We start from the raw sequence: 17,742 nt of genomic DNA on the forward strand, positions 1-17,742 counted from the left end.
CCCGTCATGGCACAGACGGATATCCTCAGCCAGGACGAGATCGATGCCCTCCTGCACGGCGTGGACGAGGGCGACGTCGAGACCGAAGACCCGTATCCGAGTGATGGCCAGGCACGCGAATTCAACTTCGCCACCCAGGACCGGATCGTGCGTGGGCGCATGCCCACGCTGGAGATGATCAACGAGCGCTTCGCGCGTCACCTGCGGGTCCGTCTGTTCAACGTGCTGCGTCGCTCCGCCGAGATCTCGGTGGTGGGCACCCGCATCACCAAGTTCTCCGAGTACATGCATTCGCTGTTCGTGCCCACCAGCCTGAACCTGGTGCGCGCGCATCCGTTGCACGGCACCGGGCTGTTCGTGTTCGACCCGAAGCTGGTGTTCATCCTGGTGGACAACTTCTTCGGCGGCGACGGCCGTTACTACACCCGCATCGAGGGGCGTGACTTCACCCCGATGGAGATGAAGGTGGTGCACGGCGTGCTGGAAGGCGCGTTCGAGGACATGCAGAAGGCCTGGCAGCCGGTCATGGAGCTGGAGTTCGAGTTCCTGAACTCCGAGGTCAACCCGCAGTTCGCGAATATCGTCTCGCCGACCGAGATCGTGGTGATCAGCGAGTTCCACATCGAGCTCGACGGGGGCGGTGGCAACCTGCACGTGACCCTGCCGTACTCGATGATCGAGCCGATACGCGAGCAGCTGGACACCGGTATCCAGTCGGACCGCTCCGACGTGGACCAGCGCTGGATGCACGCACTCCAGGAGGAGATTCAGACCGCCGAGGTCGAGATCAGCTCCATCCTGGCCGAGACCGAGGTGACCGTGCGCGAGCTGCTGGATATCCAGCCGGGCGACATCATCCCGGTTGATCTCCCCGAGAAGATTTCCCTGCAGGTCGAAGATATCCCGATGTTCCGCGGGAAGTTCGGCGTATCCAATGGGCTGAATGCGATCCAGATTTCGGAACGCATCATCAAACGATAGAGGGCCGCAGCATGGCAGACACCGACGATCCCAAACAGGACACCCCCGGCCCCGACGCGGAGGCCGCCGCCGAGAATCCGGAGACGGAGGGCGGTTCCGATGACCAGGCCCTGGCCGACGAGTGGGCGGCCGCCCTGGCGGAGCAGAAGGACGAGGATGGCGAGGCAGCCGCCGACCCCGACGCGCTGCTGAACGAGGCACAGGGCGGGGCGTCCGAGGACCCGGCGCAGGAAGCGCCGAAGGCCGAGAAGCGGGAACGCAAGCACAAGCCGGACCCGGGCGCGGAGGCCCTGCAGCCGGAGCAGCTCTCCGGCGTGGTGCAGGGCGACGGGGAGGAGCTGAACCTGGAGATGGTCCTGGATGTACCGGTGACCATCTCCATGGAGATCGGCCGCACGCGCATCCCGATCCGCAACCTCCTCCAGCTGAACCAGGGCTCGGTGGTGGAACTGGACCGCCTGGCCGGCGAGCCCCTGGATGTGCTGGTGAACGGGACGCTGATTGCGCATGGCGAGGTGGTGGTGGTCAACGAGAAGTTCGGTATTCGACTGACCGACGTGATCAGCCCCAGCGAACGGATCCGCAAGCTCAAATAGCCATGAATCAACGCTATACGCACATCGCGGCCCTCGTCCTGACGGCCGCCACGGGGAGCCTCTGGCCACTGACCGCCCTCGCCGAGGGGGGTAGCGGCGGCGCCGCCGGGTATCTGGCCCAGCTGATCGGCGGTCTGGTCCTGGTGATCGGCGCGATCGTGGTTCTGGGCTGGGTCCTACGGCGCACACAGGGCGGGCTCAATCGCGGCTCCCAGGTGATCGAGATCGTCGCGGCGCGCTCGGTGGGCGCGCGCGAGCGCCTGGTGCTGGTCCAGGTCGGGGACGAACAGGTCCTGGTCGGGGTTGGGCCCGCCGGCATGCGCACGCTGCACACCATGAACGAACCGGTACTGGCCCCGGCCGGCGAGACCCCGGACTTCTCGAGCGCGTTGAAGCGCGCGGTGACGCGGCGTGCGCCGGTCACCGGCGAGCGGGGGCAGTCGTGATGTCGGTGCTGCTGCGGATTGGGCTGGGGCTGGCTCTGCTGGCCCTGCCGGGCCTGGCCGGAGCGCAGGTCGCGCAGGGCATCGAGGCCCTGACGGTGACCACCAACGGGGATGGTGGCGAGACCTATTCGGTGACGCTGCAGATCATCCTGCTGATGACGCTGCTGACCCTGCTGCCGTCGATCCTGATCATGATGACCGCGTTTACGCGCATCCTGGTGGTGCTGGCCATCCTGCGCCAGGGCCTGGGTACGACCCAGACACCGTCCAACCAGATCCTGATCGGTCTGGCGTTTTTCCTGACCCTGTTCGTGATGGCCCCGGTGTTCGAGGAGATCTACGACACCGCGTTTGTGCCCTACGTGAACGAGGAGATGGGGACCGAGGAGGTGCTGCAGGCCGGGGTGCAGCCCCTGCGCGAGTTCATGCTGGCGCATACCCGCGAGAGTGACCTGGCGATGTTCGCCGAGATCAACGGGATCGACGGCTTCGAGGATGCCGACGATATCCCGCTAAGCCTGCTGGTGCCGGCGTTTATCACCAGCGAACTCAAGACCGCGTTCCAGATCGGCTTCCTGATCCTGATCCCGTTTCTGATCATCGACCTGGTGGTGGCCTCGGTCCTGATGTCGATGGGGATGGTGATGCTCTCGCCGCTGATCATCTCGTTGCCGTTCAAGGTGATGCTGTTCGTTCTGGTCGATGGCTGGGCGCTGATGATGAACACCCTTGCCACCAGCTTTTTTGTTTAGGAGGTTCCGATGACACCTGAATTGGTGGTCGATATCGGGCGCGAGACGCTCACGGTGGTGGTTCTTCTGGCCGCGCCGCCGCTGCTGACCGCGCTGGCGGTGGGCCTGGCGATCGGCATGCTTCAGGCCGCCACCCAGGTGCAGGAAATGACCCTGTCGTTCATCCCCAAGCTGCTGGCCATGTTCGCGGCCCTCCTGATCAGTGGGCACTGGATGCTGGCGCTGCTGATCGACTACACCGAGCGCCTCTACGAGGGCGCGCCGGGGATGGTGGGGTAGACCGATGACTCTGGCGGCGGAACAGCTGGTGCTGTGGGTGGGGGCGGTCCTGTGGCCGTTCGCGCGCATTGGCGCCATGCTCGTCGCCATGCCGATCTTCGGCGCCGACACGGTCAACGCTCGGGTGCGCATGGGGCTGGCGCTGCTGCTGGCCATCTTCGTCGCCATGCAGGGGCCGGTGCTGCCGGATATCGACCCCCTGAGCCTCGAAGGCGTGGTGGTAACGCTGCACCAGATCGCGATCGGGGTGTTCATGGGCTTCATCCTGCAGATGGTCTTCTCCGCCGTGACCCAGGCGGGCGAGGTGATCGCGCTGGGCATGGGGCTGGGTTTCGCGTCCATCGTGGACCCGGCCCAGGGCGTGCAGGTGCCAGTGGTGTCGACCATCTTCGTGATCTTCTCGACCCTGCTGTTCCTGGCGATGAACGGCCATCTGATCGCGCTGGAACTGATGCTGACCAGCTTCGAGACCATGCCGATCGCGCCGACCGGCCTGAACGCGGAGGCCTTCTACGCGCTGGTCGCGTTCGGATCGACGATGTTCGTTGGAGCGGTGCTGGTGGCGCTTCCGGCGGTCGCCTCGCTGCTGCTGGTGAATATCTCCATGGGCGTGATCACCCGCGCCTCGCCGCAGCTCAACATCTTCGCAGTGGGCTTCCCGATGATGATCCTGATCGGCTTCGTGCTGCTCATGTTCACATTTCCGGGGCTGCCGGAACGCTTCGGGGAGCTGATGCTCGAGGCCTTCCACCTGATGCAGACCCGGATGGGGTTCTGACATGGCCGAGAACGAGAACGGGCAGGAAAAAACCGAAGAGCCCACTCCGAAACGCCTGCGCGAGGCGAAGGAGAAGGGTCAGGTCCCGCGCTCGCGCGAGCTCAGCACCTTCCTGGTGCTGATGACCGCGGGGGCGTTCATGTTGATGTACGGCCCGAACATGGGCGCGCAACTCGCTGAACAGATGAGCAGTCGTTTCGATTTCGATCCCGAAATGGCGTACGACTCCTCGCTGCTGCTGCCCTACCTCGCCCAGGAGATCTTCCGCACCCTGCGCACGTTGTTTCCGCTGTTCGGGGTGTTGATCGTTGCGGCCGTGATGGCGCCGATCGTGATCGGGGGCGCGAACTTTTCCTGGAAGGCGGCGGCCCCGAAGGCCTCCAAGCTGAATCCCGGAAAGGGGCTCAAGCGCATCTTCTCCTGGCAGGGGCTGATGGAGTTCGGCAAGACCTTCGCCAAGTTCGTGCTGATCTCCAGCGTCGCGGTCGCGGTGCTCGCCACCTTTTCCGATCGCCTGCTGATGCTGGGCTACGAGCCGATCCATCAGGGTATCGCGCATACCGCCCAGCTGGTGCTGGGGACCTTTATCGCGGTATCGGCCGCGCTGATCGTGGTCGCCGCCATCGATGCGCCGTTCCAGATGTGGAACCACCAGAAGCAGCTGCGCATGACCCGCCAGGAGGTCAAGGACGAATACAAGGAGACCGACGGCAAGCCGGAGGTCAAGCAGAAGGTCCGCCAGCTGCAGCAGGAGATGGCGCAGCGGCGGATGATGGAGGAGGTCCCGAAGGCCGACGTGATCATCACCAACCCGACCCATTACGCCGTGGCCATCGTCTACGAGGCCTCGCGCATGGCGGCGCCCAAGGTAGTGGCCAAGGGCGCCGACGAGGTCGCGGCCTCGATCCGTGCGGTCGCCGACGAACACGCGATCGTCCGCGTCGAGGCGCCGCGCGTCGCCCGCGCGATCTATTTCACCACGGACCTGAACCAGGAGATCCCCAACGGCCTGTTCGTCGCCGTCGCACGCATCCTGGCCTATGTCTACCAGCTCAAGCGGGCCGACGCCGACGCGCAGATGCCGGATGACCTGCCAGTGCCGGAGGATTACCTCGATCCGGACAAGCAGCGCGGCAAGCGGAGGGATCGCTGATGGCCTTCTTCGACCGCCTCGGGAACGTCGGCAAGTGGGGGCTGGGCGCGCCGATCCTGCTGATCGCCATGCTGTCGATGATGGTGCTGCCGCTGCCGCCGCTGGCGCTGGACGTGCTGTTCACCTTCAATATCGCGCTGTCGCTGGTGGTGATCATGGTTGCGGTGTATACGCCGCGGCCGCTGGAATTCGCCGTGTTCCCGACCGTGTTGCTGGTCGCGACGCTGCTGCGCCTGGCGCTGAACATCGCGTCTACGCGGGTGATCCTGCTGGAAGGCCACACCGGGACCGACGCGGCGGGCAAGGTGATCCAGGCCTTCGGCGACTTCGTGGTGGGCGGCAACTACACCGTCGGCCTGGTGGTGTTCGCCATCCTGATCATCATCAACTTCGTGGTGGTCACCAAGGGCGCGGGGCGCGTCTCCGAGGTCAGCGCCCGCTTCACCCTGGATTCCATGCCCGGCAAGCAGATGGCGATCGACGCCGACCTGAACGCCGGCATCCTGACCCAGGAAGAGGCGCGCAAGCGCCGCGAGGAGATCGCCAGCGAGGCGGACTTCTATGGCTCCATGGACGGGGCCTCCAAGTTTGTTCGCGGTGACGCGATAGCCGGCATCCTGATCCTGTTCGTGAACATCATCGGCGGCCTGACCATCGGGGCCGTCCAGCACGGCATGACGATCGGCGATGCCGCGACCAATTACGTGCTGCTGACCATCGGCGATGGTCTGGTCGCGCAGATCCCGTCGCTGGTGCTGTCCTCCGCGACCGCGATCATCGTGACCCGCGTGACCAGCAGCCAGGACATGGGGCAGCAGGTCTTCGGCCAGATGTTCTCCAACCCGCGCGTGCTGTACGTGGCCGGGGGTGTGATCGCCGCACTGGGGATCGTGCCGGGCATGCCCAATGCCGTGTTCCTGGGCCTGGCCGTGCTGATCTTCGGCGGGGCATACCTGCTCAAGCGCCAGGCCCGCGAGGCCGAGGTGGAGGTGGAGCGCATCCCGCAGGAGGACGAGGGCGGGGCCCGGTCCGAGGATCGCGACCTGACCTGGGAAGACGTGCCGCCGGTGGATCTGGTGTCGCTGGAGGTGGGCTATCGCCTGATCCCGCTGGTGGATCGCACCCAGGACGGCCAGCTGATGGGCCGGATCAAGGGCGTGCGGCGCAAGCTCTCGCAGGAGCTGGGATTCCTGCTGCAGCCGGTGCATATCCGCGACAACCTCGAACTGAGCCCGAATGCCTACCGCATCAGCCTGCTGGGCGTGACCGTGGCCGAGGCCGAGGTCTTCCCCGAGCGCGAACTGGCGATCAATCCGGGCGAGGTGTTCGGGACGGTGTCGGGCACGCCGACCAAGGACCCGACGTTCAATCTGGATGCGCTGTGGATAGACCCGGCGGACCGCGACCAGGCCCAGGGTGCCGGCTATACCGTGGTCGACTGCGCCACGGTGATCGCGACCCATCTGTCACAGGTGTTCCGCGAGAACGCGCATCGCCTGATCGGCCACGAGGAGGCGCAGCACCTGCTCGACCAGCTGGCGCGCCATTCGCCGAAGCTGGTGGAAAACCTGGTGCCCAAGACGCTGTCCCTGTCCATCGTGCTGAAGGTGCTGCAGAACCTGCTGGCCGAGCAAGTCTCGATCCGCGACCTGCGCACGATCGCCGAAACCCTGGCAGACGAGGGGGTCAAGAGTCAGGATCCCGGCACTTTGACCGCGGCGGTGCGGGTGGCCCTGGCGCGCTCGATCGTGCAGGACCTGGTGGGGCCGGAGGACGAGCTGCCCCTGATCGCGCTGGATCCGTCGTTGGAACAGCTCTTGCATAAGTCCCTGCAGGGGAGCTCGGGCGGCACGGTTGGACTGGAGCCCGGGCTGGCGGAGCGGCTGCAGCGCTCGGTGGCCGATGCGGCCCGCCGCCAGGAGACGGCCGGACAGCCGGCGGTCCTGGTGGTGGCACCGGAGATCCGCTCCTGGATCGCCGGGTGGCTGCGCGGCGCGGTCCGCAGTCTGACCGTGCTGGCCTTCACCGAGATTCCGGACAATCGCCGGATCCGGGTGGTTGCCACCGTCGGCCAGGAAGAGTCGCAGAAGCAGTCCGCCTGAACGACACGATGAAGGGTTCCGCCGCGCGAGCGGCACAGGAGAAAAAGCATGAACGTCAGACGATATCGGGCCCGGGACATGCGTGACGCGATGCGCCAGGTGCGCGAGCAGCAGGGCGAGGACGCGGTCATCCTGTCCAGTCGCCGGGTCGACGGCTGGCTGGAGGTGGTCGCGGCGCTGGAGGACGGCGCCGCGTCGGAGCCGGTAGCCGCGCAGGACGCGCCCGCGACGAGCCGCGAAGCGAGCACAACCGCCCGGCCGGCCCGCGAGCGCGGCGCCGGTCAGGCCGCAGCGTCGTGGCCGGCCGACCCGGAGCTGACCGCCATGCGGCAGGAGCTGCGCGACCTGCGCAGCCTGATGACGCGCCAGTATGCGGAGAGCGAAGAGGCGCGCTGGGCGGCCCGCCACCCGCTGGCGGCGGAATGCAAGGCGCGCCTGATCGACCGCGGGTTCAGCGACGCCCTGGCGCGCAGCCTGGCCGGAAGCATTCTCGATGACAGCTCGCCGGAACAGGCCTGGGAACGCCTGCGGGCGCGGTTGTCGGGCGCGATTGCCACCCACCGGCCGGACATCCTGGACGAGGGCGGCCTGCTGGCGCTGGTCGGGCCCACCGGCGTTGGCAAGACCACCACGCTGGCCCGCATCGCGCTGCGCCAGATCCGCCGCATGGGCCCGGATTCGGTTACGCTGGTCACCCTGGACAGCCAGCGCATCGGGGCCACGCGCCAGTTGCAGGCCTTCGCCCAGATGGCGGGGATCTCGGTGCGGGTGCTGCAGAACGCGAGAGAGTTGCGCGAACTGGCGCGCCGCGTGGAGGATGGGCACCTGATCCTGGTGGATACGGCGGGACAGGCCCCGCGGGCAGTGGAGGACGAATCCCTGTTCGCGCACCTGCCGCCGGACATCCGGGCCGAGAGCTGGCTGGTGGTGTCGGCGACGACCCAGGGGAGCGCGTTGCGGCGGGTGCTGGAGGCATTTCGCAAGGCGGAGCCCTCGGCGCTGGTGCTGACCAAGCTGGACGAGGCCGAGGAGCTGGGCGAGGTCCTGTCCGTACTGCTGGATCAGCACCTGGGGCTGGGGTTCGTCAGCGATGGCCAGCGTATTGCCGAGGACTTTCACCGGGTCGATACCGGGTATCTGACCCGACTGGCCCTGGAGGATGCCGCCGATGAACCCGGGGCAGCGGCCAATGCCCGCGAGACCTGGGCGGCCGAGCGCCTGGCGGAGATGGAACCGCCGCGACGCGCGCGCGCCCAGGCACGTCCGGCACGGGCGGCGGAGCCCGCCACGCTGGAACTGATTCAACCGGTCGGGAAGGGGCGCTATGCCACGCACTAACAAGCCGTTGAAGGTCATCGCGGTTGCCTCGGGCAAGGGCGGGGTGGGCAAGACCAACGTATCGGTGAACCTGTCGGTGGGCCTGGCCCGGCTCGGGCGCGAGGTCATGCTGTTCGACGCCGATCTGGGCCTGGCCAACGTGGACCTGCTGCTGGGGATGCGTCCCGAGCGCACGCTGCACGACCTGGTGACCGGTGATGTGGACAGCCTGGAGGATGTGCTCGTCCAGGGGCCGGACGGGGTAAAGGTGGTGCCTTCGGCTTCGGGGATCGCGGCGATGGCCAACCTGACGCCGGCCGAGCATGCCGGTCTGATCCATGCCTTCAGCGCCTATCGCAAACCCCTGGATGTGCTGATCGTGGACACCGCGGCCGGCCTGCAGGAATCCGTGACGTCGTTCTGCCGCGCGGTCCAGGAGACCCTGGTGGTGGTCTGCGACGAGCCCGCCTCGATTACCGACGCTTATGCCCTGATCAAGGTCCTGCACCGCGATCATGGCCTGCGTCGCTTCCGCATGGTGACGAACATGGTCGACGGCCGCGAAGGCGCCGAGCGACTGATGCAGAAACTCAATACCGTCTGCGGCAACTACCTGCCGGAGGTGGTGCTCGACCTGGCCGGCTATATTCCGATGGATGATCACCTGCGCAAGGCGGTGCAGAAACGCGCGCCAGTGGTACAGCAGTACCCCGGGAGCCCGGCGGGGAAGGCCTTTGCCGAACTGGCACGGACCGTAGACCGCTGGCCGGTGGGCGGCGGTGACCACGGTGGCGTCGGGTTTTTCGTGGAACGGATGCTGCAGAGCGCATGATGACGACGCGTAATCGACTTTCCGGCTATCAGGCGGCCTCCGCGGCCAGCGGCGGGCACGAGGAGCTGATTGCCGATCACGTCGAGCTGGTCCACCGCATCGCCCATCACCTGATGGCGCGGCTCCCCGCCTCGGTGCAGGTGGATGACCTGATTCAGGCGGGCATGATCGGGCTGCTCGAGGCGGCGCGCCAGTTCGAGGGCGGCCAGGGCGCGACCTTTGCCACCTACGCCGGGATCCGCATCCGTGGCGCGATGATCGACGAGCTGCGCCGCAGTGACTGGACACCGCGTTCGGTGCACCGCAACAGTCGGCGTATTGCCGCGGCGATCCAGACCGTCGAGGCGCGCGAGGGGCGGGCGGCGCGTGGCAGCGAGGTCGCCGCCGAGCTGGACGTGCCGATCGACCAGTACTACGAGATGCTGCAGGATCACGCCGGAGCCCACCTGTTCGCCCTGGACGACCTCGGCGGGGGTGACGACGGGGCCGATCGCGTGATCGAAGGGCAGGAGGTGTCGCCGGCCCGCACCCTCGAGGCCGGTGAGTTCCGTCAGGAACTGGCCGAAGCCCTCGGCGATCTCCCCGAACGCGAGCGGCTGGTGCTGTCGCTCTACTACATCGAAGAGCTCAACCTGCGCGAGATCGGCGCCGTGCTGGGCGTGACCGAGTCGCGCGTCAGCCAGATCCGAAGTCAGGCCACCATTCGACTGCGCGCCCGCCTGGGTTCGTGGCTCGAAGACGGTACGGCTTTGCAGTTATTCTAAAACCCACCCTACGAATCCCGGAGTGACGTGTGGACAAGGGAATGAAGATTCTCATCGTGGACGACTTTTCCACGATGCGGCGCATTATCAAGAACCTGTTGCGTGATCTTGGCTTCAACAATACCCAGGAAGCCGACGACGGCAGCACCGCGCTGCCTATGCTGCAGAACGGGGATTTCGACTTTCTGATCACCGACTGGAACATGCCCAACATGCCGGGGATCGACTTGCTGAAGGCCGTGCGCGCCGACCCGAACCTCAAGTCCATGCCGGTGCTGATGGTGACGGCGGAGGCCAAGCGCGACCAGATCGTCGAGGCGGCCGAGGCGGGCGTGAACGGCTACGTGGTCAAGCCGTTCACCGCCGAGACGCTGAAGGAAAAGATCGACAAGATCTTCGAACGCATTGAAGCACAGGGATAATCATGGGCCTGTGACCGATATGCCCGACGCCCGTGGCACCGACCGCCGCGGGCGTCGTCCGAAACCTTCCGCGCCGTACCCGCAAGAGGCTTCTCATGACTGAACAGGAACACCCACCACGCGACGATCAGCTGGAGCTTGCGCGGCAGTTGGTCAAGACGCTGGAGGCGGGCGACGACACGGGCGCCCGGGCGCTGGTGCAGGATCTGGCGCGCCCCTATGACCGCGAACTCTTCGACGAGCTGGGCAAGCTGACCCGTGATCTTCACGAGGCCCTGCAAAGCTTCCGCGGCGATTCGCGTCTGGTCGAACTGACCCAGGCGGAGATCCCGGACGCAAAGGAACGCCTGAATTACGTGGTCACGATGACCGAACAGGCGGCCCACGACACCATGAATGCCATCGAGTCGAGCCTGCCGATCGCGGAGTCGTTCAGTCAGCAGGCGGCCAACCTGACGGCGAAGTGGACGCGCTTTCGCAACCGCCAGCTCTCGGTGGAGGAGTTCCGGGACTTTGCCCGCGAGCTCGACACGTTCTTCGCGCAGGCGGGGGAAGACACCGAGGAGCTGCGCCGGCTGCTCTCCGAGGTGCTGATGGCACAGAGCTATCAGGATATTACCGGCCAGGTGATTCGCCGCGTGATCCAGCTGGTGACCGACCTGGAAGAGAACCTGGTGTCCCTGATCCGGCTCTCCAGTGGGCGCATGGAGCAGGTCGAGGCGGCCGAGGCGTCGCTTGAACAACGCGAGGAGGATCGCGAGGCGGACCGCAAGGGTCACGGTCCCAGCGTGCCCAAGACTCAAGATTCCGCCGCGGATGTCGTTCAAGGACAGGACGAGGTGGACGATCTGCTATCGAGCCTGGGCTTCTAGGCAGTTCCCCTCATGCGAATGGCGCCACGCGACCGGAGAGACTGAATGGCCATCGACCCCAATGACGAAATCCTTCAGGACTTCCTGATCGAGGCCGGGGAACTGCTGGAGGGGCTCAACGAGCAACTCATCGACCTGGAACAGAATCCGGATGACCGGGATCTGCTGAATGCGGTCTTTCGTAGCTTCCATACCATCAAGGGCGGGGCCGGCTTCCTGAGCCTGGATCCCCTGGTGACCGTGTGCCATCACGCGGAGGACGTCTTCAACCTGCTGCGTAACGGTGAGCGGCGGGCGGACAGTCACCTGATGGACACCATGCTGCGGGTGCTGGATACCCTGAACGTGATGTTCGGGGACCTGCGCTCCGGCGTGGATCCCACGCCCGCCGAGGCCGACCTGGTGGAAAACCTCCGGCGCATGGCGAACAACGAGGACGTGGCGGCGGAGCCCGCCGCGCCGCCGCCCCCGGAACCCGAGCCGGAGCCAGAGCCCGAACCGCAAGCGGATACGGATGCGGAACCGGCGGCGGATGGCGAAGCGATGGTCGGTGCCGGTGACGAGATCACCGACGACGAATTCGAGGCCCTGCTCGACAGCCTGCACGGCGATCAGCCGCCGAAGCCCGTGGAGACGGGCTCCACCGCGGGCGATGCGGCCGGAGAAGAACCGGCTGCGGAGGATGCGAGTGGCTCCGGCGACCTGATCACCGACGACGAATTCGAGAACCTGCTGGACGAGTTGCAGGCCAAGGGCGCCGGGCCGGCCGCTACCGGGGCGGTCCCCAGCCCCGCAGACGACGAACCTGCGGAAGCCCCGTCGGCGAAGCCCGAACCCGCCGAACCGGAGAAGGCCGCCGCGCCCGCCGATACCGCTGCAGGAGGCCAGGGCGGTGGCGGCGCGCGTGCCGGCGGCGGGGGTGCCGAGGGGGGCGGTCGGGCGGCCCCGCAGGGCGAGACTTCCGTGCGCGTCGACACCGAGCGCCTGGACGAGATCATGAACCTGGTGGGCGAGCTGGTACTGGTGCGCAACCGGCTGAGCATGCTGCGCTCGCAGCATGTCGATGACGAGCTGGGCAAGGCGATCAGCTCCCTGGCCCTGGTGACCTCGGATCTGCAGACCTCGGTGATGAAGACCCGCATGCAGCCGGTGAAGAAGGTCTTCAACCGCTTCCCGCGCGTGATCCGCGATCTCTCCCGCAATCTGGGCAAGGAGATCGAGCTGGAGATCTTCGGCGAGGACACCGACCTCGACAAGAACCTGGTCGAGGCCCTGTCGGATCCGCTGGTGCACCTGGTCCGGAATGCCGTGGACCACGGCATCGAGACCCCCGAGGTACGCGAGGCGGCGGGCAAGCCGCGCAAGGGGACCGTAGTGCTGGGGGCCGCTCAGGAAGGCGATCACATCGCGCTGCTGATCAAGGACGACGGCGGCGGCATGGACCCGCAGGCCCTGCGGCGCAAGGCCGTGGAGAAAGGCCTGATGGAACCGGCCATGGCCGAGCGCATGACCGATCGCGAGGCCTTCAACGTGATCTTCATGGCCGGCTTCTCGACCAAGACCGAGATCTCCGACGTCTCCGGCCGCGGGGTCGGGATGGACGTGGTCAAGACCAAGATCTCGCAGCTCAACGGCACCATCGAGATCGACTCCGAGGTGGGCGTGGGCACCACGCTGCGGGTCAAGCTGCCCCTGACGCTGGCGATCCTGCCCGCGCTGATGGTGATCCTGGATGGCCGGCGCTTCGCCATCCCGCTGGCGTCGGTATCCGAGATCCTGGATCTGGACCTGACGAAGACGCACTACGTGGATGACCAGGAGGTCATCATCGTGCGCAAGCAGGCTCTGCCGATTCATTACCTCAAGCGCTGGCTGAAGCCGGGCCACGAGCCCGAGCCGCGCAAGGACGCCCATGTGGTCGTGGTGCATACCGCCGATCGCAAGGTAGGTCTGGTGGTGGATGACCTGGTCGGTCAGGAAGAGGTGGTCATCAAGCCCCTGGGGCAGAACCTGCAGGGCGTGAAGGGCCTGGCGGGTGCCACGATTACCGGGGATGGCGGGATCGCGTTGATCCTGGATGTCTCGGATCTGGTGACCATCCTGATGCGGCAACTGCAGATGTCCGGCCGTCCCCGCCGCGCATCGCGCACGAGCGAGGGCTGAGGATGCCGATCAGGGTTCTGGTCGTCGACGACTCCGGGTTCTTTCGTCGACGCATTGCGGAGATTCTGGATTCCGACTCGGGCATCGAGGTGGTCGGCTCGGCCGAGAACGGCGAGCAGGCGATCGCAAAGGTGCGCGAGCTCGACCCCGATGTCGTGACCATGGATATCGAGATGCCGGTGATGGACGGCATCACCGCGGTGCGCAAGATCATGGCCGAGAGTCCGCGGCCGATCCTGATGTTCTCCAGCCTGACCACCGAAGGCGCCCAGGCCACCCTGGATGCGCTGGAGGCCGGGGCGGTGGACTTCCTCCCCAAGCGGTTCAGCGACATGGCGGGCGACGAGGACAGCGCCCGCATGCTGCTGCGCCGCCGGGTGCGTTCGCTGTCGCGCAGCCGCGCGCGCTCGGCCAGCGCGCCGGGCACCAGCACACCGGCCCGCGAGTCGCGGCCGACCGCGCGGCGGGAAGAGGCCGACCGTCAGGCCGCAGACGCTGCCAAGCAACAGCCGCCGGTCGCGCGCACCCGGCCGCCAACACCCCTGCGGCAACTGCGGGCGGTCCTGATCGGGACTTCCACGGGGGGGCCGGTCGCCCTGCAGGAGGTGCTGAAACCGCTACCAGCCAGTTTCCCGTTGCCGATTGTGCTGGTCCAGCACATGCCGGCCAGCTTCACGCCGGCCTTTGCCGACCGGCTGAACGCGATGTGCAACATCGAGGTGCGCCAGGCGAAGGACGGCGATGCCCTGAAGCCGGGCGTGGCCCTGCTGGCCCCCGGGGGCATGCAGCTGACTCTGGAACGGGGCAGCCAGACCCATGTGCGCATCGCGGAGAGCCCGCTGGGCACGATCTACAAGCCAAGCGTGGACGCCGCATTCAGCTCCGCCGTGGATGCGCTGCGCGGACAGGTCCTCGCGGTCGTGCTGACCGGGATGGGTGCGGACGGTCGCGAGGGTGCGCGGGCGCTGAAAGGGGCCGGGGCGCAGGTCTGGTCGCAGGACGCGGCGACCTGCGTGGTCTACGGGATGCCGGCGGCGGTGGCAGAGGCCGGTTTGTCCGATCACGTCTATCCGCTGCCCGAGATCGGTCCCGCGCTGGTCAAGGGGTTCTGCTGACATGGATATCCTGAGCCTCATCGGGGTGACGCTGGGGCTGGTGGCCGTGCTTGGAGGCAGCATTGCCAAGGGCAGCGGCCTGGGCGCACTGTGGAATGCTGCGGCGTTCGTGATCGTGGTGCTGGGGACGCTGGGGGCGACCCTGGTGCAGGCGCGCCTGACGGTGTTCATGCACGGGATGCGGATCCTGCCGTGGGCCTTCAAGCCGCCGAAGATCGACAACCGGGCCATGGTCGAGCAGATCGTGGAATGGTCGCATGTGGCGCGCAAGGAAGGCCTGCTCGGGCTGGAGACCCTGGCCGACGAGGAGAGCGACGGCTTCGCTCGCAAGGGGCTGCAACTGCTGGTCGACGGCAGCGAGCCGCAGACCATCCGCCAGATCCTCGAGGCCGACCTCGACAACCGCGAGCACTTCGACATGCAGGGTGCGAAGGTGTTCGAGAGCATGGGCATCTATGCGCCGACCCTGGGTATCGTGGGGGCGGTCATGGGCCTGATGGCGGTGATGCAGAACCTGGCGGATCCGAGCAAGCTGGGGGCGGGGATCGCGGCGGCCTTCGTGGCCACCATCTACGGGATCGCCTCGGCCAACCTGCTGTTCCTTCCGCTGGCCAACAAGTTAAAGTCGATTATTCAGAACCGCTCGCAACACCAGCAAATGCTGATGGAAGGTCTGATCGCGATCGCCGAGGGCGAGAACCCGCGAAATATCGAAAGCAAGCTGAGTGGCTTCATCCACGAGTGAGGTCACCATGGCGCGACGCAAGCGGGCGGAGGAACATCAGAATCACGAAGCATGGGCCATTCCTTACGGGGACCTGGTCACACTGCTGCTTGCGTTCTTCGTCGTGATGTACGCGATCTCGTCGGTGGATGATGGCAAGTATCGCGTGCTGTCGGAGTCCCTGGTGGATGCCTTCCGGGCGCCCATGCAGGCGGAGCCCATTCAGGTGGGGGATCCCACCGTGGCACGCGAGCGCTCCCCGCAGGATCTCCGCGCACTGGTGCCGATCGAGGTGCAGCCGGGTCTGGTGGAAGACGGTCCGCAGCCCATCGACATGGCCCTGAGCGGGATGCTGGACGACAGCCCCGACGACGCCGGCATGCAGGCCTTTCTCGACGAACTGGCGGAGACCGCCCGCGAGATCGAACAGGCCATGGCGCAGTGGATCGACCAGGGCGACCTGCGCGTGACCCGGGAGGCCTACTGGCTGGAGATCGAGATCACCAGCCGCCTGCTGTTCCCTTCCGGGTCGGCGACGCTGAACCCGGAGGCCGCGGCGTTGTTGGAGGAAGTGGGGGGTATCCTGGCCCCGCGGGTGTCGCGCGTCCACGTGGAGGGGCACACCGACAACGTCCCCATCCAGACGGCGGTCTATCCTTCCAACTGGGAGCTCTCGTCTGGACGCGCCGCGGCGGTCGTCAGCGTGTTCGAGGAGACCGGGGTGGACCCGGAGAATCTGGTGGCCCTGGGGTATGGCGAACACCGACCGGTGGCCAGCAACGAAACGGCGGAGGGCCGTGCCGAGAATCGGCGCGTGTCCATCGTGGTCTTGCCCGGGGCGCGGCCACGCGCCGAGGGGGCGCAGGAACCGGAGCGCCTGCGCGAGGATCTTCCGCCCGCGCCGCTCCCGACGGATGGAGACACACCATGAAGGTCTGGGCGGTGGCAAACCAGAAGGGCGGGGTGGGCAAGACTACGACCACCGTAACGCTGGGCGGCCTGCTCTCCGGTCCGGAGCAGCGTGTGCTGCTGGTGGATGTGGATCCGCATGGTTCGCTGACGGCCTATTTCGGCCACGATCCGGAAACCGCCACGCGCGGGGTGTACGAGCTGTTCAGCCAGTGCGCCGAAGGGGCCGACCCGGATCCCAACGGGTTGATCCGCGAGACCCGCTTCCCGGGGCTGGATCTGCTGACCGCGAGCACCGCCCTGGCCACTTTGGACCGCCAGCTGGGGACGCGCAGCGGCATGGGCCTGGTGCTGAGGCATGCGCTGGAGAAGGTCTCCGACCAGTATGACTACGTGCTGCTGGATTGCCCGCCGATGCTGGGTGTGCTGATGGTGAATGCGCTGGCGGCCTGCGACGAGCTGCTGGTGCCCGTACAGACGGAATTCCTCGCCCTGAAGGGGCTTGAACGGATGATCAATACCCTGAAAATGGTACAGAAGTCGCGCAAGGCCGAGCTGCAGTACCGGATCATCCCCACGCTTTTCGATCGCCGGACACGCGCCGCGCACGAGGCCCTGGCCGAGCTGCGCCGGCTGTACGGGGACGACGTGTGGCCCGGGGTGATCCCGGTGGACACGAAGTTTCGCGATGCCTCCAGCGCGGGTCAGCCGCTTTGCTTCATGATCCCCGATGCGCGCGGCGTGCTCGCATACTCGGACCTGCTGGAGGCGATTGGCGGGCAGCTGTCCGAACCCCATGAACGGAGGCGGCGCGGATGAAGCGATCCACAGTCGACAACCTGGCCCTGAAGGCGGAACCGGACGCGCTGGACGACTATTTCGGCAGCCTGCTCGACGAACCGGAACCGGTGCGGACGCTGTTGCGTCAGGATCTGCTTGAACCGCCCGCGCCGGTGGCGGAAGCCGTTCCGGAGGTCGACACTTCGACGTCGGTTGGGGAGCCGGAGGTGGCGCCTGCCGCGACACCGCCCGCACCGCCCGACGATCCGGCGGAGCGGGACTACCGGCGCCCCGAGGAGCCGTTCTCCGCGTTGGTGATCGAGGCCGGCAACCTGACGCTACTGGCGCCACTGCACGCACTGGGCGGCGTGGCCCCGCTGGACAGCCTGGAGGTGCGACCGACCCCGAATCACTCCGTCTGGTACCTTGGGCTGGCCGATACCAAGCAGGGGCGGGTACAGCTGATCGACCTGGCCGCGGTGGTGACGCCGGAGGACCGCGAATACGAGCCGGATACCGCCCGCCAGGTCGTGTTCCTGGCCGGCTCCCGCTTCGCCCTGGCCTGCCGGGCGATCCACGGGACCCGCGTGATCCAGCCGGACTCGCTGCGCTGGCGCAGCCACCGGCGGCGCCTGCCGTGGCTGGCCGGGGTGGAGCGCGAGAAGATGGCGACGCTGCTGGATCTCGAGGCCCTGGACCGGACCCTCGACGAGGGCGGCTGGGACTGATGCACCCCGCGCGGCACTCAAGCCTCGCG

18 protein-coding genes and 1 pseudogene are annotated in these 17,742 nt (G+C 66.9%); all 19 read left to right on the top strand.

Features of this window, described 5'->3' with window-relative positions:
* The first annotated feature begins 6 nt into the window (after window positions 1-6).
* The 19 genes and pseudogenes from fliM to F614_RS0100625 all read left to right on the top strand — a co-directional run bounded on the left by fliM (window position 7) and on the right by F614_RS0100625 (window position 17,713).
* Complete coding sequence (gene fliM, locus F614_RS0100535) at window positions 7-981, top strand: flagellar motor switch protein FliM (protein ID WP_018866252.1); 975 nt, start codon at window positions 7-9, stop codon at window positions 979-981.
* An 11-nt stretch (window positions 982-992) separates the two neighbouring features.
* Window positions 993-1,577, top strand: coding sequence for a flagellar motor switch protein FliN (gene fliN / locus F614_RS0100540; protein ID WP_018875433.1), 585 nt, complete (start codon window positions 993-995; stop codon window positions 1,575-1,577).
* Between the two features lie 2 nt (window positions 1,578-1,579).
* Entirely contained in the window at window positions 1,580-2,023 is a 444-nt protein-coding gene (gene fliO, locus F614_RS0100545; protein ID WP_019558013.1) for a flagellar biosynthetic protein FliO, read from the top strand.
* The gene (gene fliP / locus F614_RS0100550) at window positions 2,023-2,775 is read left to right on the top strand and encodes a flagellar type III secretion system pore protein FliP (protein WP_018866255.1); all 753 of its coding nucleotides are present in this window, start codon (window positions 2,023-2,025) and stop codon (window positions 2,773-2,775) included. The genes fliO and fliP overlap by 1 nt, the downstream gene beginning before the upstream one ends.
* Window positions 2,776-2,784: 9 nt before the next feature.
* Window positions 2,785-3,054, top strand: a complete 270-nt coding sequence (gene fliQ, locus F614_RS0100555) for a flagellar biosynthesis protein FliQ (protein ID WP_018866256.1) — start codon at window positions 2,785-2,787, stop codon at window positions 3,052-3,054.
* Window positions 3,055-3,058: 4 nt separating this feature from the next.
* Window positions 3,059-3,832: a flagellar biosynthetic protein FliR gene (fliR, locus tag F614_RS0100560; protein ID WP_018866257.1), complete on the top strand. Its 774-nt coding sequence runs from the start codon at window positions 3,059-3,061 to the stop codon at window positions 3,830-3,832.
* A gap of 1 nt (window position 3,833) precedes the next feature.
* Window positions 3,834-4,985, top strand: a complete 1,152-nt coding sequence (gene flhB, locus F614_RS0100565; RefSeq protein ID WP_018875435.1) for a flagellar biosynthesis protein FlhB — start codon at window positions 3,834-3,836, stop codon at window positions 4,983-4,985.
* Window positions 4,985-7,087, top strand: a complete 2,103-nt coding sequence (gene flhA, locus F614_RS0100570; protein ID WP_019558014.1) for a flagellar biosynthesis protein FlhA — start codon at window positions 4,985-4,987, stop codon at window positions 7,085-7,087. Before flhB ends, flhA begins: the two co-directional genes overlap by 1 nt.
* Window positions 7,088-7,135: 48 nt before the next feature.
* Window positions 7,136-8,243 (top strand): annotated as a pseudogene (gene flhF, locus F614_RS0100575) (flagellar biosynthesis protein FlhF); the annotation flags it as partial.
* Between the two features lie 168 nt (window positions 8,244-8,411).
* The gene (locus F614_RS0100580) at window positions 8,412-9,236 is read left to right on the top strand and encodes a MinD/ParA family protein (RefSeq protein WP_038028158.1); all 825 of its coding nucleotides are present in this window, start codon (window positions 8,412-8,414) and stop codon (window positions 9,234-9,236) included.
* Entirely contained in the window at window positions 9,233-10,000 is a 768-nt protein-coding gene (locus tag F614_RS0100585) for an RNA polymerase sigma factor FliA (RefSeq protein ID WP_018866262.1), read from the top strand. The genes F614_RS0100580 and F614_RS0100585 overlap by 4 nt, the downstream gene beginning before the upstream one ends.
* Before the next feature lie 41 nt (window positions 10,001-10,041).
* Window positions 10,042-10,422 (top strand): chemotaxis response regulator CheY, encoded by a 381-nt coding sequence (gene cheY, locus F614_RS0100590; RefSeq protein WP_017942246.1) that lies wholly within the window; start codon window positions 10,042-10,044, stop codon window positions 10,420-10,422.
* A 95-nt stretch (window positions 10,423-10,517) separates the two neighbouring features.
* On the top strand, window positions 10,518-11,294 hold the full coding sequence (locus F614_RS0100595) for a protein phosphatase CheZ (RefSeq protein WP_019558015.1): 777 nt from the start codon (window positions 10,518-10,520) through the stop codon (window positions 11,292-11,294).
* Between the two features lie 45 nt (window positions 11,295-11,339).
* Window positions 11,340-13,457 carry a chemotaxis protein CheA gene (locus F614_RS0100600; RefSeq protein ID WP_019558016.1) on the top strand — a complete coding sequence of 706 codons (2,118 nt, stop codon included), beginning with the start codon at window positions 11,340-11,342 and terminating at the stop codon, window positions 13,455-13,457.
* Between the two features lie 2 nt (window positions 13,458-13,459).
* Entirely contained in the window at window positions 13,460-14,572 is a 1,113-nt protein-coding gene (locus F614_RS0100605; protein ID WP_018866265.1) for a chemotaxis response regulator protein-glutamate methylesterase, read from the top strand.
* A 1-nt stretch (window position 14,573) separates the two neighbouring features.
* On the top strand, window positions 14,574-15,317 hold the full coding sequence (locus F614_RS0100610; protein WP_018866266.1) for a flagellar motor protein: 744 nt from the start codon (window positions 14,574-14,576) through the stop codon (window positions 15,315-15,317).
* A gap of 7 nt (window positions 15,318-15,324) precedes the next feature.
* Window positions 15,325-16,227 carry a flagellar motor protein MotD gene (gene motD / locus F614_RS0100615; protein ID WP_019558017.1) on the top strand — a complete coding sequence of 301 codons (903 nt, stop codon included), beginning with the start codon at window positions 15,325-15,327 and terminating at the stop codon, window positions 16,225-16,227.
* Window positions 16,224-17,024, top strand: a complete 801-nt coding sequence (locus tag F614_RS0100620) for a ParA family protein (protein WP_018866268.1) — start codon at window positions 16,224-16,226, stop codon at window positions 17,022-17,024. Before motD ends, F614_RS0100620 begins: the two co-directional genes overlap by 4 nt.
* Window positions 17,021-17,713, top strand: a complete 693-nt coding sequence (locus F614_RS0100625) for a chemotaxis protein CheW (protein WP_019558018.1) — start codon at window positions 17,021-17,023, stop codon at window positions 17,711-17,713. The genes F614_RS0100620 and F614_RS0100625 overlap by 4 nt, the downstream gene beginning before the upstream one ends.
* Window positions 17,714-17,742 lie beyond the last annotated feature (29 nt).

Source organism: Thioalkalivibrio sp. ALE12 (genome assembly GCF_000381105.1).
GTDB lineage: Bacteria > Pseudomonadota > Gammaproteobacteria > Ectothiorhodospirales > Ectothiorhodospiraceae > Thioalkalivibrio.

Coding starts and splice junctions, on each gene's coding strand:
- fliM (WP_018866252.1), top strand. CDS start 7: ATGGCACAGACGGATATCCTCAGCCAGGACGAGATCGATGCCCTCCTG.
- fliN (WP_018875433.1), top strand. CDS start 993: ATGGCAGACACCGACGATCCCAAACAGGACACCCCCGGCCCCGACGCG.
- fliO (WP_019558013.1), top strand. CDS start 1,580: ATGAATCAACGCTATACGCACATCGCGGCCCTCGTCCTGACGGCCGCC.
- fliP (WP_018866255.1), top strand. CDS start 2,023: ATGTCGGTGCTGCTGCGGATTGGGCTGGGGCTGGCTCTGCTGGCCCTG.
- fliQ (WP_018866256.1), top strand. CDS start 2,785: ATGACACCTGAATTGGTGGTCGATATCGGGCGCGAGACGCTCACGGTG.
- fliR (WP_018866257.1), top strand. CDS start 3,059: ATGACTCTGGCGGCGGAACAGCTGGTGCTGTGGGTGGGGGCGGTCCTG.
- flhB (WP_018875435.1), top strand. CDS start 3,834: ATGGCCGAGAACGAGAACGGGCAGGAAAAAACCGAAGAGCCCACTCCG.
- flhA (WP_019558014.1), top strand. CDS start 4,985: ATGGCCTTCTTCGACCGCCTCGGGAACGTCGGCAAGTGGGGGCTGGGC.
- F614_RS0100580 (WP_038028158.1), top strand. CDS start 8,412: ATGCCACGCACTAACAAGCCGTTGAAGGTCATCGCGGTTGCCTCGGGC.
- F614_RS0100585 (WP_018866262.1), top strand. CDS start 9,233: ATGATGACGACGCGTAATCGACTTTCCGGCTATCAGGCGGCCTCCGCG.
- cheY (WP_017942246.1), top strand. CDS start 10,042: ATGAAGATTCTCATCGTGGACGACTTTTCCACGATGCGGCGCATTATC.
- F614_RS0100595 (WP_019558015.1), top strand. CDS start 10,518: ATGACTGAACAGGAACACCCACCACGCGACGATCAGCTGGAGCTTGCG.
- F614_RS0100600 (WP_019558016.1), top strand. CDS start 11,340: ATGGCCATCGACCCCAATGACGAAATCCTTCAGGACTTCCTGATCGAG.
- F614_RS0100605 (WP_018866265.1), top strand. CDS start 13,460: ATGCCGATCAGGGTTCTGGTCGTCGACGACTCCGGGTTCTTTCGTCGA.
- F614_RS0100610 (WP_018866266.1), top strand. CDS start 14,574: ATGGATATCCTGAGCCTCATCGGGGTGACGCTGGGGCTGGTGGCCGTG.
- motD (WP_019558017.1), top strand. CDS start 15,325: ATGGCGCGACGCAAGCGGGCGGAGGAACATCAGAATCACGAAGCATGG.
- F614_RS0100620 (WP_018866268.1), top strand. CDS start 16,224: ATGAAGGTCTGGGCGGTGGCAAACCAGAAGGGCGGGGTGGGCAAGACT.
- F614_RS0100625 (WP_019558018.1), top strand. CDS start 17,021: ATGAAGCGATCCACAGTCGACAACCTGGCCCTGAAGGCGGAACCGGAC.